The sequence below is a fragment of the Nocardia farcinica genome, from assembly GCF_029867845.1.
Lineage (GTDB): Bacteria > Actinomycetota > Actinomycetes > Mycobacteriales > Mycobacteriaceae > Nocardia > Nocardia farcinica_A.
In genome coordinates, this window is record NZ_JARWRU010001027.1 from 1 (window position 1) to 13,192 (window position 13,192).

Consider the following 13,192-nt stretch of genomic DNA (forward strand, 5'->3'; position numbering starts at 1 on the left):
CCCCCCCCGCTTTGCCCCGCCGGGGGGCCGGCCCTCCAAACCCCAACCCCCCGGGCCGGCACCCGGGCGGGGTTTGTTGGGGCGCTGCTCGCGGATGCGCCGCGAAGGCGCACCCGCGTGGAGATCAGCCCTTGTGCGACTTGATCGCCTCGGTCAGCTGCGGGGCGACGTTGAACAGGTCGCCGACGATGCCGTAGTCCGCGATCTCGAAGATCGGGGCTTCCTCGTCCTTGTTGACCGCCACGATGGTCTTGGAGGTCTGCATGCCGGCGCGGTGCTGGATGGCGCCGGAGATGCCGAGGGCGATGTACAGCTGCGGGGAGACCGTCTTGCCGGTCTGACCGACCTGGAACTGGCCCGGGTAGTAGCCCGAGTCGACGGCGGCGCGGGAGGCGCCGACGGCCGCGCCGAGCGAGTCGGCCAGCGCCTCGACCACGGAGAAGTTGTCGGCGGAACCGACGCCGCGGCCACCGGAGACGACGATGCTCGCCTCGGTGAGCTCGGGACGGTCACCGGCGACGACCGGCTCGCGGGACAGGACCTTGACGACGCCCTCTTCCTGCGCGGGGACCTCGACGGTCACCTTCTCGCCCGCACCGGCCTGCGGCGCGGCCTCGATGGCGCCGGGGCGCACCGAGATGACCGGCACGTCGCCGTTGGCCTTGGCCTCGACGGTGAACGCGCCACCGAAGATCGAGTGCACGGCCGAGCCGTCGGCGTTGACGCCGATGACGTCGACGAGCAGGCCGGAGCCGATGCGCGCGGCGAGGCGGCCCGACACCTCCTTGCCCTCGGCGGAGGCGGCGACGATCACCGCGGCCGGGGAGACCGACTCGACCAGGCCGGCGAGCACGTCGACCTTGGGGGTGATCAGGTAGTTCTCCACGTCGTCGGACTCGGCGACGTAGATCTTCTCGGCGCCGGCGGCGGCCAGCGCGTCGGCGATCTTGTCGGCCTCGCCGGGCACGCCGAGCACGACGGCGGCGGGGGTGCCGAGGGTGCGGGCGGCGGTGAGCAGTTCGGTGCTGACCTTCTTGATCGCACCATCGGCGTGCTCGACGAGCACGAGTACTTCAGCCATTGTGTTTCTCTCCTAGGAAGTCTTCAGTCCGAGGTGTCGTCCGCGTAGGGACTCCGATCAGATGATCTTCTGGCCGACCAGGTACTGAGCGATCTTGGTGCCGCCGTCGCCCTCGTCCACGACCTTCTCGCCCGCGGTGCGCGGCGGCTTCGGGGTCGAGGAGGTGACGGTGGTGCCCGCGTTCTCCACGCCGACGGTGGAGGGGTCGACGCCGAGGTCGGCGAGGGTGAAGACCTGAACTTCCTTCTTCTTGGCGGCCATGATGCCCTTGAAGGAGGGGAAGCGCGGCTCGTTGATCTTCTCGGTGACCGAGACGATCGCGGGCAGGGTGGCCTCCAGCTTGAAGACACCCTCGTCGGTCTCGCGCTCGCCGGTGATCTTGTCGCCGTCGACGGTCAGCTTGCGCAGGTGGGTCAGCTGCGGCAGGCCGAGGTACTCGGCGATGATCGCCGGGACCGCACCCGCGCGGCCGTCGGTGGCCTCGTTACCCGCGATGACGAGCTCGACGCCCTCGACCTGGCCGAGCGCGGACGCCAGCACCCACGCGGTCTGCACGGCGTCGGAGCCGTGGATGGCCGGGTCGTTGATGTGGATGGCCTTGTCGGCGCCCATCGACAGCGCCTTGCGGATGGCCTCGGTGGCGCGGTCGGGACCGGCGGCCAGCACGGTGACCTCGCCGCCCTGGGCCTCCTTGATCAGCAGCGCTTCCTCGACGGCGCGCTCGTTGATCTCGTCGAGGACGGCGTCGGCGGCCTCGCGGTCCAGGGTGTAGTCCCCGTCGGAGAGCTTGCGCTCGGACCACGTGTCGGGAACCTGCTTGATGAGTACGACGATGTTCGGCATCGGTGCTCGTCGACCTCCTGTTCTGGGGGCGGATGGGGGCGGCGCACGAACCAGGCCGTACGTCCACTCGGGTAGCTCGGCAGGTGACACTACCCTACGCTAAGTTACTCGTGGGTAACTTAGCTGTCGAGCCGCCACGAAGGCAGGTCCGGGCGCGCCGGGGATATACCCCTACCAGTAACGTCGACGAGATGAGCGAGGCTGCGATCCCTGCCGCAGTGGGCGACGACGAGGTCACCACCCGGCACCCGGACGACCGACCCGGCGACGACGCCGAGACCCTGCCGCTGACCGGCGAACGCACCGTGCCCGGCATCGCCGAGGAGAACTACTGGTTCCGCAGGCACGAGGTCGTCTACGCCCGGCTGCTCGCGCGGTGCGCGGGAAAGACCGTGCTGGAGGCCGGTTCCGGCGAGGGGTACGGGGCCGACATGATCGCCGGTGTCGCCGCGAAGGTGACCGGCGTGGACTACGACGACTCCGCGGTGGCGCACGTGCGCGCACGCTACCCGCGGGTGGAGATGATCCAGGGCAATCTGGCCGACCTGCCGCTGGCCGACGAGTCGGTCGACGTGGTGGTGAATTTCCAGGTCATCGAACATCTCTGGGATCAGGGCCAGTTCCTGCGCGAGTGCCTTCGAGTGCTTCGCCCCGGCGGCGAACTGCTGATCAGCACGCCCAACCGGATCACCTTCTCCCCCGGCCGCGACACCCCGCTCAACCCCTTCCACACCCGCGAGCTGAACGCGGCCGAGCTCGACGAGCTGCTGGTGGCGGCCGGTTTCCGGGTCGAGCTGATGACCGGTGTGCACCACGGCCCCGCCCTGCGCGCGCTGGACGCCAAGCACGGCGGCTCGTTCATCGACGCGCAGATCCAGCGCGCCCTGGCCGGTGAGCCCTGGCCCGCCGAGCTGACCGCCGACGTGGCCGCGGTGTCGGTCGACGACTTCGACATCCACCCCGAGGACATCGACGCCAGCCTGGACCTGGTGGCGATCGCGGTGAAGCCTGGGAAGTGAAAGCGGTGCGCGCACAACAGGTTCCCGGCCAGTTCACCCTGGTCCTGCACTCCCACCTGCCCTGGCTGGCCCACCACGGACGCTGGCCGGTCGGCGAGGAATGGCTCTACCAATCCTGGGCCGCCACCTACCTTCCCGTCGTCGAGGTGCTGAGAACCCTTGCCGCCGAGGGTCGTTCACACCTGCTGACGCTTGGCATCACACCGGTGCTCGCCGCCCAGCTCGACGACCCGCACTGCCTGGCGGGCATGCACCACTGGCTGGGCAACTGGCAGCTGCGCGCGGACGAGGCCGCCGCGGCGGGCAACGTGGCGCTCGGCCGCCACGAACACCGGCTCGCCGCCGCGGCGCTGCGCGAGTTCGAGCTGCACTGGCGCCACGGCGCCGCGCCGGTGTGGCGGCAGCTGGTCGACGCCGAGACCGTCGAACTGCTCGGCGGCCCGCTGGCGCATCCGTTCCAGCCGCTGCTCGACCCGCGTCTTCGCGCCTTCCAGCTGACCGAGGGCCTGGCCGACGCGCACCTGCGCTGGGGCACCAGGCCGGCAGGCATCTGGGCGCCGGAGTGCGGTTACACCCCCGGCATGGAGACCGGCTACGCCGACGCCGGTGTGACGCATTTCATGGTCGACGGCCCGGCGCTGCGCGGCGACAGCAGCCTCGGACGCCCCGTGCACGACTCCGACGTGGTGGCCTTCGGACGCGATCTGCACGTCAGCTATCGCGTCTGGTCGCCGAAATCCGGCTACCCCGGCCACGCCGCCTACCGTGATTTTCATCACTATGATCACGCGACCGGTCTCAAACCTTCTCGGGTGACCGGCAAGACCGTGGCCGGCCCGGACAAGGCGCCCTACGATCCCGAACTCGCCGCCGCCGCGGTCGTCCGCGATGTGGACGACTTCGTGACCACCGTGCGCGAGCGCCTGATCTCGGAGTCCGAGCGGATCGGCAGACCCGCGCTCGTCGTGGCCGCCTTCGACACCGAACTGTTCGGCCACTGGTGGCACGAGGGTCCGCAGTGGCTGGCCGAGGTGTTGCGCGCGCTGCCCGAGGCCGGGGTCACCGTCGGCACCCTCGCCGATGCCAGGGCCCGCGGTTACGTGGGCGAACCGTTCCCGCTGGCCGACTCCTCGTGGGGCTCGGGCAAGGACTGGCGGGTGTGGGCGGGCGAGCAGGTGCGCGATCTGGTCACCCTGAACGAGGAGATCGTCCGGCTGGCCCTGGACACCGTGGACAAGATGCGCGCGCACACCGCCGACGGCCCCGCGCTGCGCGACCCGGTGGCCGATCAGCTGCTGCGCGAGGCCGTCCTCACCGTCTCCAGCGACTGGGCGTTCATGGTGAGCAAGGACTCCGCGGCGGGCTACGCGCGCGACCGGGCGCACCAGCACGCGCACGCGGTCCGCGAGATCGCCGCCGCCGTCGGCGCCGGCCAGGTCGCCAAAGCACGCCAGTTGGCGGCAAGATGGGCCACGGCCGACGGCTTCTTCCCCGGACTGGACGCGCGCCGGCTGCCCGAGGTCGACGCGCCGGCCGCCGGGGCCGCGCCCCGCGCCCCGCGCACCGAGATCGCCGGTACGCCGGGCCGCGACTCGGAAGGACAGGCATGAAGATCCTGATGGTGTCCTGGGAGTACCCGCCCGTCGTGGTGGGTGGTCTCGGCAGGCACGTGCACCACCTCGCGGTCGAACTGGCCGCGGCCGGACACGAGGTGGTGGTGCTGGCCCGCAGACCCACCGGCACCGACGCCTCCACCCACCCCACCCACTCGTTCATCGAGGACGGCGTACTGGTGGTCGCGGTGGCCGAGGACCCGCCCGCCTTCGACTTCGGCGAGGACATGCTGGCCTGGACGCTGGCCATGGGGCACGCCATGGTGCGCGCGGGCATCGGCCTGCGCAAGCCGGGCATCGGCGAGGGCTGGACCCCGGACGTGGTGCACGCCCACGACTGGCTGGTCGCCCACCCGGCGATCGCGCTGGCCGAGTTCTACGACGTGCCGTTGGTGTCGACCATCCACGCCACCGAGGCGGGCAGGCACAGCGGCTGGGTCGCGGGCCGGGTCAACAAGCAGGTGCACTCGGTGGAGTGGTGGCTCGCCAACGAGTCCGACGCGCTGATCACCTGTTCGTCCTCCATGCAGGACGAGGTGGAGCGGTTGTACGGGGCCGAGCGGGTCACGGTGATCCGCAACGGCATCGACGTGGGCGCGTGGTCCTACCGGCCGCGCCCGCCGCGAAACGGCCCGCCGCGGCTGCTCTACGTGGGGCGGCTGGAGTACGAGAAGGGCGTGCAGGACGTGATCGCGGCGCTGCCGCGCATCCGCCGCGCCCATCCGGGCACCACACTGACCGTCGCGGGCATCGGCACCCAGTTCGAGTGGCTGCGCGAGCGCGCCAGGGTGCACCGGGTGGCGCGCGCGGTGAACTTCGCCGGCCAGCTCGACCACACCGAACTGCTGGGCTGGCTGCACGGCGCCGACGCGATCGTGCTGCCGAGCCGCTACGAGCCGTTCGGCATCGTCGCGCTGGAGGCCGCCGCCGCGGGCACCCCGCTGGTCACCTCCACCGCGGGCGGACTGGGCGAGGCCGTGATCGACGGCGTCACCGGCGCATCCTTCGCACCGGCCGACGTGGACGGGCTGGTGGAGGCCGTGGTGGCCACGCTCGACGACCCCGAGGCCGCCCAGCAGCGCGCGCTGGCCGCTCGCGAGCGGCTCACCGCCGACTTCTCCTGGGATGTGGTGGCCGCCGAGACCGCGCAGGTGTACTCCTCGGCCAAGCGCCGGGTGCGCAATCCGCTCGGCAGGCCGGTCATCCCGGAACGGCCGCTGCCGGAACGGGATCCGAACAACCCGATCTGAGCCACGCTCGGCTCAGCGGCCGGGCTGGAAGGCGAAGATCTCGCCGACCCGGGTGGCGACGACGACCTCGCCCTCGGGGCCGATCGAGGTGCCCGTGGTGGTGCCCTCGGCGTCGGGCAGCACGTCGGAGTCGACGGTGGCGCCGGTCTCGGTGTCGAAGGTGACCAGGTTCAGTCCGCCGCCGATGGCCACGGTGGTGTAGCCGATCCCGCCCCCGGCCTGGACCGGCAGCCCGCGCAGCGCGAGATCCTTGCGCTCCCAGGCGGTCTCGACCACGTCGCCGGTGTCGCGCAGGGCCATGAGGTAGCCCTCGTCGCCCGCGGGGATGATCAGGCCGTCGGCGGAGACCGAGAGCGCGCCCGCGGGGGTGAACGGCAGCTGCCTGACCCAGCGGGTACTGCCGTCCTCGGTGTTCAGCGCGATCAGGCGGCCGCTGTTGTCGCCGACGTAGACGGTCTGCGCGTCGGCCGACAGCGCGGGGCTGGTCGTGCTGCCGCCGGTGAGCACCTTCGCGCTCCACTCGCGGTGGATGCGCTCGTCGGCGTAGCGCAGCGCGGCCAGCTCGGCGGTGGCCTCGCCCGGCTGCCAGACGGTGACGAAGAACCGGCCGGTGGCGGTGTCGACGGCCGAGACGGTGGCGACCGGGCACTGCGGGCCGCCGGTGCCGCACTCGTCGAGGCCGTGCCCGGACGCCGGACGGACCAGGTCGGGGTTGGCCAGGAAGTCCGGCTCGCCGAGCAACTGGGTGGTGGGGACCACCCGCAGGCCGGTCTGACGCTCCAGCACGTCGATCTGACCGGACTGGGTGATGGTGAGCACGTGCGAGTCGCCGGTGAACTGCACCGAGACCGGGGTGCCCGCCACCGGGGTGCGCCAGCGCGGCTGGCCGAGCGCGTTGTAGGAGTTCACCGCGCCGTCGTCGCCGAAGTAGACGTTGGTGTGGCTGTCGACCAGTGTCGGCGAGCTCACCGCGTTGGGACCGAGGCGGTCGCAGAAGCGCTTGCGCCCGGTCGCCATCTGCAGCGACAGGATGGCGCAGCCGCTGCCGGTGCGGGTGGTGACGAACAGCTGACCGTCGGGTCCGAGCGTGACGGGGTGGGCGACCGGCCCGCCCACCGGGCGGGACCAGCTCAGGTTCATCTGGCGCGCACCGGTTTCCGGCCCCACGCCGGCGTTGCGGCCGTCGTGGTGGACGGCGGGCCAGCCCACACCGGAGCCGGCGGTGATGTCGTCGACATCGGTGCCACATCCGGTGAGCACGACCGAGCCGAGAGCGATCGATGCGATCAGCGCGCGTGTGGACTTCGGGATCTTCCGCGTGGATATCGCGCGCACCCAACCGGTTCGCACCTGCTGACTCCCCTTTCCGACGACGGCCGCACGCAAGACTAGCCGGTGACCGCCCGGCCCCGACGGCCCACGCCCGCCCGGCGGGTGTGAATCGCGCCCGTTTGGCCCTGCTCACCAGCGGGACCGCCGCGAACACTGATCTGACACCGCCCGGGTTCAGATATGCGCGATATGTGTTACTGTCCGGTACGCCCGCTGTGACCGCACTCATAGGCGCAGGTCACAGCAGGCGTCGGGAATCCGGCAACGGTGCCGGGTCGGTTGTTCGAGAGGGTTTCATGGACCAGCAGCAGGGGTCGAGACGCAGAGCGCGTCGCTGGGCGGGCCGGGCGCTCGCGGTAGCCGTCGCGGTGGCGAGCGTCGCCGCGGTCACCACGGCCGGGCCGCAGACCGCACCCGCGTCCGCGGTGAGCGAGTTCTACACGCCGCCCGCGCAGTTCCCCACCGAGCGCGGCGCGATCGTCAAGACCACGCCCATGCCGTTGTTCGTGTCCTTCCCGAACGAGAAGGGCTGGCCCGCCGAGGCCGAGCTGGTCATGTACACCAGCCGCCTGCAGGACGGCACCCCCACGGTGGTGACCGGCACCTACCTCGAGCCCGCCGGGCCGTGGCTGGGCGAGGGCGAGCGCCCCACCGTGGTCATCGCCCCCGGCACCTCGGGGCAGGGTGACCAGTGCGCGATGTCGGTGGCCTTCTCCACCGGCCTCGCCGCCTTCACCGAGCCCGCGCTCGGTTTCTCGGCCAACCAGGAGCTGCCGTCCTCGACGGTCTGGAGCAGGCTCGGCGCGCGGGTGCTGGTGACCGACTACATCGGCCTCGGGACCCCCGGCGTGCACACCTACGCCAACCGTTTCGAACAGGCCAACGCCGTGCTCGACGCGGCCAGGGCGGCCAACGCGCTGGCCGGGGTGGGACCGCAGACCCCGCTGGTGCTGTGGGGCTACTCCCAGGGCGGCGGCGCGGTGGCCTCGGCCGCGGAGATGCAGCCGCAGTACGCGCCCGAGCTGAACCTCAAGGGCACCTGGGCGGGCGGCCCGGTGGCCGATCTGGCCGTGATCCAGGAGACCATCGACGGCGCGCTGATCGGCGGCGCCATCGGCTACGCCATCAATGCCCTGCTGGCCCGCTATCCCGAGCTGTACGCCGCGGTGGACCGGGTCACCAGCCCGGCCGGACGCGAGATGCTGGCCACCCTCAGCGACACCTGCGTCGGCGACCTCATCACCAAATACCCCTTCCTGCGCACCGACTCGCTGACCGTCGACGGCCGTTCGCTGACCGAGCACATGGCCGCCATCCCCGAGGCCGAGCCCGCCCTGAACGAACAGCGCGTCGGCAGCCTGGTGCCCGCAACGCCGGTGTTCATCACCAGCGGCCGCAACGACGACACCGTGCCCTACAGCCAGGCCCGCACGCTGGCGCAGACCTGGTGCGACAAGGGCGCGACGGTGAAGTTCCGCACCAACGAGCTGCCGCCGATCCTGCCGGGCGCCACCATTCCCGGTCACTTCGGCCCGGAGATCATCGACGGCTTCGGCCCGGACAACGCGGTCACCTACCTGCTCGACCGGCTGGCGGACCGGCCGATCTCCGGGTGCACCATCGACTGAGCCCGCCCGCCGGGCGCGCCCGTCCGGCCCGGGTCCGCACCGGCCCCGTCGTCATCCCCGGGTCCGCCCGCGCGGTGTGAGCACACGAAAGTACGCTGTTCACCCGAACGGACGGTCCCGGCGACGGCGGGGCCGGAGCACATTCCACGACAGGAGTAGGTACGTGACGAGCATGTGGGGCGCACCGTTGCGCTCGCGCTGGCGCGGGTCGCGGCGTCGGGATCCCGAGCAGGCGCGTTTTCTGACGATGGCCTCGCTGCGCTGGGTCGTCGCCAATCGCGCATACACGCCCTGGTACCTGGTGCGTTACTACCGCCTGTTCAAGTTCAAGCTGGCCAACCCGCACGTGGTGCTGCGCGGGATGGTCTTCCTCGGCAAGAACGTCGAGATCCACGCGACCCCGGAGTTCGGGCGCCTGGAGATCGGCCGCTGGGTGCACATCGGCGACGGCAACGCCATCCGCTGCCACGAGGGCTCACTGCGCATCGGCGACAAGGTGGTCTTCGGTAAGGACAACGTCGTCAACACCTATCTCGACATCGAGATCGGCGAGTCGACGCTGGTCGCCGACTGGTGCTACATCTGCGACTTCGACCACAAGATGGACGACATCACCCTGCCCATCAAGGACCAGGGCATCGTCAAGAGCCCGGTGCGCATCGGCCCGGACACCTGGATCGCGGCCAAGGTCACCGTGCTGCGCGACACCAGGGTCGGCCGCGGCTGCGTGCTCGGCGCGCACGCCGTGGTCAAGGGCGAGATCCCCGACTACTCGATCGCCGTCGGCGCGCCCGCCAAGGTGGTCAAGAACCGCAAGGCCACCTGGGAGGCGGGCGCCGAGGCGCGCGCGGCCTACCTGGCGGCGCTCGAGGACATCGAACGCAAGAAGAACGGCGTCTCGACCTCCTGACCGCATGTCGGTGCCGCGGCGTAGGGTCGCCTCATGCGGAGCTACGCGGCGCTGTTGCGCGGGATCATGCCCACCAACCCGAACATGCGCAACGAGAAACTGCGCGGGGTGTTCACCGATCTCGGCTTCGAGCAGGTGGCCTCGGTGCTCACCAGCGGCAATATCGTCTTCCGCGCCCCCGAGGCCGACGAGGCCGAACTGGAGGACCGCATCCAGCGGGGGCTGCGGGAGCAGCTGGGTATCGCGGGCGGCACGCTGGTGCGCGATCACCAGTGCCTGCGCGATCTGCTCGACCGCGACCCCTTCGAGGGCCTGGTGCACGAGCGCGGCTCCTATCTCACCGTCACCTTCTTCAAGCGCCCCGTCGCCGACCCGGAACCGGTGATCGCCGACGCCCCGCTGACCAGGGTGATCGGCTACGACGAGCCGAGCAGGGCACTGCTGACGGTGATCGACAACAGCACCCAGAAGACGCCGGATTTCATGGCGCGGCTGGACAGGTCGTACGGCAAGGACATCACCACCCGCACCTGGCTGACCGTGCAGAAAGTGGTCAAGAAGATGGAGTCGTGACCGGCGCGTGCGCCGTGCACAGGAAAACCGTCGCGGCGCGGCCGATCCGGGTGATCACCAGCGAATAAGGTTCGGCGCCGCGAAGTTTCAGCTTCCTGCGCAGCGCGTCGGGGTCGACGTCGACGCCGCGGACCAGAATCTCCAGCGCGCCGCAGTCACGGCGGGCCAGTTCCTGGCGCAAGGTCTTCTCCCGCAACTCCATCCGGTCCTGGACGCGGAATCCGCGCACGCCGGGCGGCAGGCTGTTGCCGGTGAGGTAGGCGATGTGCGGGTCCAGTTGCCACAGGCCGTGTTTCGCCGCGTAGTGCCGGACCAGGCCGGCGCGGACGATCGCGCCGTCCGGGTCGACGATCCACTCCCCCGGTTCCCGCTCCGGGATGTCGTCGGGGTCGGCGTCGGTGAGCGTGCAGGCCGCTCCCGTGCTCGACAGGACGGCGGCGCGGCGGCGCACGCCCGGCTCGGCCAGTCCGGGTGACCACAGGCAGGCCTCCCGCACCGCGCCGTCGAGGGAGACGACCTCGATCTCACCCGGCCAGGCCAGCGCGTCGAAATCCAGTCCGGGCGCGCATTTCACGACCAGGTCGCGGTGCGCGTAGGCCGCCAGCAGGTCGGGCAGCGGTGGTTGCAGGGCGGCCGGATCGTGGGTGCGGCGGCCGCCCGCGCGGCGGCCGGGGTCGGCCACGACCACCGTGTCCTCGGTGACGGGGGTCAGGGCGTCCGCCCTCGCCAGCACGACGGCGCCCGCCACCCCGGCGTCGGGGCCCGCGGCGGACGAACGGGCGATCGGCTGCCAGGAGGCACCGAGATTGTGCGCGGCCATGGCCAGGCGCACGGGGTCGAGGTCGCTGCCCACGACCTGCGGACAGGTGCGGGCCAGTTCGACGAGTTCGGCGCCGATGGAGCAGGTCACGTCGTGGACGGCGCGACCGGCCAGCCGCCGCGCCCTGCGGCGGGCGACGGCGGTGGGGGTGGCCTGCTGCACCGCGTCGTCGGTGAGCAGCCAGTGATCCGCGTCGTCGAGCTTGGCCGCCGCGCGGCGCCGCAGCCGCACGGTTTCCACCAATGCGGGTGCGGCCTCACCGTGCTCGCGGCGGACGCGGTCGAGATCGCGCAGCAGGGTGGCCGGGGTCAGCTCGAGCCGCGCCACCTCGGCGAGCGCGGCGCGTCCGGCCGCGCTCGCGAGGTAGTCGACATCCGCGCGGCCGAAGCCGTATCCCACTGCGCTGTCGTCCCGTGCCGGTTCGCGCTCAGGCGGTGGGCTTCACGCCGGTGATCATGGCGTTGTAGAAGAACTGCCTCGGCACGAACTTGCGCATGACGTTCTCGTCGAGCCAGCTCAGCCGCAGCCACGCCTTGTACATGGCCAGGCGGTAGCCGAGGGTGAGCTTCTCGTCGGGCACGGCGGCCTCGAAGGTGCGCACCGGCCAGCCCCACAGGGCCGCGGCGAACTCCTCGGTGGTGGCCTTCACGCCGACCGCGCCGGCCGAACGGGCCATGGCCTCGAGGTCGGCGGGATCGAAGGTGTGCAGGTCGACGACGGCCTCGAGCGCGGCGGCGCGGGAGGACTCGTCCAGTTCGGACTGCGGGCGCCGCCAGCCGGACAGCGCGGGCAGCTTGGTGACGGTGGTCGTCGCCTTCCAGGTGATGCGGCCCAGCCAGCGGGCGTAGAAGTTGCCGACGGTGGTCGGCTCGCCGGCGAACACGAAGCGCCCGCCCGGCTTGAGCACACGCAGGCACTCGCGCAGGGCCTGCTCGACGTCGGGGATGTGGTGCAGCACGGCGTGGCCGACCACGAGGTCGAAGGTGTTGTCCTCGTACGGGATGGTCTCGGCGTCGGCGACGCGGCCGTCCACGTCGAGGCCGAGGTTCTCGGCGTTGCGCAGGGCCACCTTGACCATGCCGGGCGAGAGGTCGGTGACCGAACCGGTCTTGGCGACCCCGCCCTGCATGAGGTTCAACAGGAAGAAGCCGGTGCCGCAGCCGAGCTCGAGCGCGCGCTCGTAGGGCAGCGGAGCCGGGCCGACCGCGGCGTCGAACCGGCCTCGGGCGTATTCGATGCAGCGCTCGTCGTAGGAGATGGACCACTTGTCGTCATAGGTCTCGGCTTCCCAGTCGTGGTAGAGCACCTGGGCGAGCTTCGTATCCTTGAACGCCGCTTCCACCTCCGCCTCGGTGGCGTGGGGGTTGGGCGCGGGGTCGTCGGGACGTACCGTCATGGTCGCCAAGCCTAACCTGATCATCCCGGTGTGTCGGTGCGCGGGCCGCCCATTCGGACATCCGACCGACTCGACCCGGAATTGACACCCGTTACAGATGAGCGAACGGGGCTACCCGCGAGTAGCTCACGGGCAGCTCACCACGGTCCCGGGCGGTGCGGGGGGCGAGGGGCGGACACGAACCCGCCGCCCGGCGACGGCGCGCGGCACACCGTCTGCCGTCACGCCCACGCCGCTCAGCGGCCGGTGAAGACCGCCGAGCCCGGCCCGTCGGCCAGATAGGAGGCGGTGCCGATCCGGGCGTCCTCGGTGTCGAACAGCCCGGCCCATTCGGTGCGCGCCCGATCGAGCCCGTGCGGTCCCGCCTCGAAGACCGCCTTGGCCGCCGCCAGCGCCCGCGCGGGACCGCCGTGGAACTGCCCGGCCCAGCGCCGGGCCGCGGCGAACACGTCGTCGGGGGCGGCCACCTCGTCGCCCCGGCCGCGCCGACGCGCCGCGGCCGGAGCGGCGGCGAAGGACCCGGCGGTCTCGGCGTTGATACTCAACCGCGACGAGCGGGTGTTCTGCGCCGGTGACGACATGACCCAGCCGGCCGCGATGGAACCCGCCCGCGCCGCCGCGCTTGCGGCCGATCTCCAGGCCGCCCTCGGCTGCCTGGCGCGCGTTCCGCAGCCGACCGTGGCGGCCATCGCCGGCTACGGCCTCGGGGCGGGCCTGGAGTTGGCGC

At 71.6% G+C, this 13,192-nt stretch carries 13 protein-coding genes; 7 read left to right on the forward strand and 6 right to left on the reverse strand.

All coding sequences use genetic code 11. The annotated features are described in order from the left end of the window. Positions 1 to 124: 124 nt before the first annotated feature. Both QH283_RS22745 and QH283_RS22750 read right to left on the reverse strand, forming a co-directional pair. Positions 125 to 1,081 carry an electron transfer flavoprotein subunit alpha/FixB family protein gene (locus tag QH283_RS22745; RefSeq protein ID WP_280504981.1) on the reverse strand — a complete coding sequence of 319 codons (957 nt, stop codon included), beginning with the start codon at positions 1,079 to 1,081 and terminating at the stop codon, positions 125 to 127. Between the two features lie 57 nt (positions 1,082 to 1,138). Further along, a complete protein-coding gene (locus QH283_RS22750; RefSeq protein ID WP_280504982.1) occupies positions 1,139 to 1,924 on the reverse strand; it encodes an electron transfer flavoprotein subunit beta/FixA family protein in 786 nt (261 codons plus the stop codon). Positions 1,925 to 2,115: 191 nt separating this feature from the next. Here QH283_RS22750 and QH283_RS22755 point away from each other — a divergent pair, with 191 nt between their 5' ends. Genes QH283_RS22755 through QH283_RS22765 form a run of 3 tightly spaced genes read left to right on the forward strand, consistent with a single transcriptional unit; the run spans position 2,116 to position 5,806 of the window. Beyond that, complete coding sequence (locus tag QH283_RS22755) at positions 2,116 to 2,943, forward strand: class I SAM-dependent methyltransferase (protein WP_280504983.1); 828 nt, start codon at positions 2,116 to 2,118, stop codon at positions 2,941 to 2,943. Further along, positions 2,940 to 4,553, forward strand: coding sequence for a glycoside hydrolase family 57 protein (locus QH283_RS22760; protein ID WP_280504984.1), 1,614 nt, complete (start codon positions 2,940 to 2,942; stop codon positions 4,551 to 4,553). Before QH283_RS22755 ends, QH283_RS22760 begins: the two co-directional genes overlap by 4 nt. Then, positions 4,550 to 5,806: a glycosyltransferase family 4 protein gene (locus QH283_RS22765; RefSeq protein WP_280504985.1), complete on the forward strand. Its 1,257-nt coding sequence runs from the start codon at positions 4,550 to 4,552 to the stop codon at positions 5,804 to 5,806. The genes QH283_RS22760 and QH283_RS22765 overlap by 4 nt, the downstream gene beginning before the upstream one ends. Positions 5,807 to 5,818: 12 nt before the next feature. Here the strand turns inward: QH283_RS22765 and QH283_RS22770 are convergent, their stop codons facing one another. Beyond that, a complete protein-coding gene (locus tag QH283_RS22770; RefSeq protein WP_280504986.1) occupies positions 5,819 to 7,156 on the reverse strand; it encodes a PQQ-binding-like beta-propeller repeat protein in 1,338 nt (445 codons plus the stop codon). Positions 7,157 to 7,434: 278 nt separating this feature from the next. Here QH283_RS22770 and QH283_RS22775 point away from each other — a divergent pair, with 278 nt between their 5' ends. The 3 genes from QH283_RS22775 (at position 7,435) to QH283_RS22785 (ending at position 10,249) form a co-directional block, all read left to right on the forward strand. After that, entirely contained in the window at positions 7,435 to 8,766 is a 1,332-nt protein-coding gene (locus QH283_RS22775) for a lipase family protein (protein ID WP_280504987.1), read from the forward strand. A gap of 163 nt (positions 8,767 to 8,929) precedes the next feature. Beyond that, positions 8,930 to 9,676: an acyltransferase gene (locus QH283_RS22780; protein WP_280504988.1), complete on the forward strand. Its 747-nt coding sequence runs from the start codon at positions 8,930 to 8,932 to the stop codon at positions 9,674 to 9,676. 33 nt (positions 9,677 to 9,709) lie between these two features. Further along, entirely contained in the window at positions 9,710 to 10,249 is a 540-nt protein-coding gene (locus QH283_RS22785) for a DUF1697 domain-containing protein (protein WP_280504989.1), read from the forward strand. Here QH283_RS22785 and QH283_RS22790 read toward each other — a convergent pair. The 3 genes from QH283_RS22790 to QH283_RS22800 all read right to left on the reverse strand — a co-directional run bounded on the left by QH283_RS22790 (position 10,230) and on the right by QH283_RS22800 (position 13,010). After that, positions 10,230 to 11,468, reverse strand: coding sequence for a THUMP-like domain-containing protein (locus tag QH283_RS22790; RefSeq protein WP_280504990.1), 1,239 nt, complete (start codon positions 11,466 to 11,468; stop codon positions 10,230 to 10,232). The two genes, QH283_RS22785 and QH283_RS22790, sit on opposite strands and share 20 nt — an antisense overlap. A gap of 28 nt (positions 11,469 to 11,496) precedes the next feature. Beyond that, a complete protein-coding gene (locus tag QH283_RS22795; RefSeq protein ID WP_280504991.1) occupies positions 11,497 to 12,465 on the reverse strand; it encodes a class I SAM-dependent methyltransferase in 969 nt (322 codons plus the stop codon). A 236-nt stretch (positions 12,466 to 12,701) separates the two neighbouring features. Further along, positions 12,702 to 13,010, reverse strand: coding sequence for a hypothetical protein (locus tag QH283_RS22800; RefSeq protein ID WP_432420766.1), 309 nt, complete (start codon positions 13,008 to 13,010; stop codon positions 12,702 to 12,704). Positions 13,011 to 13,023: 13 nt separating this feature from the next. Between QH283_RS22800 and QH283_RS22805 the strand changes: the two genes are divergently transcribed. After that, a partial coding sequence (locus QH283_RS22805; protein WP_280504992.1) for an enoyl-CoA hydratase-related protein occupies positions 13,024 to 13,192 on the forward strand: 169 nt, incomplete at its 3' end.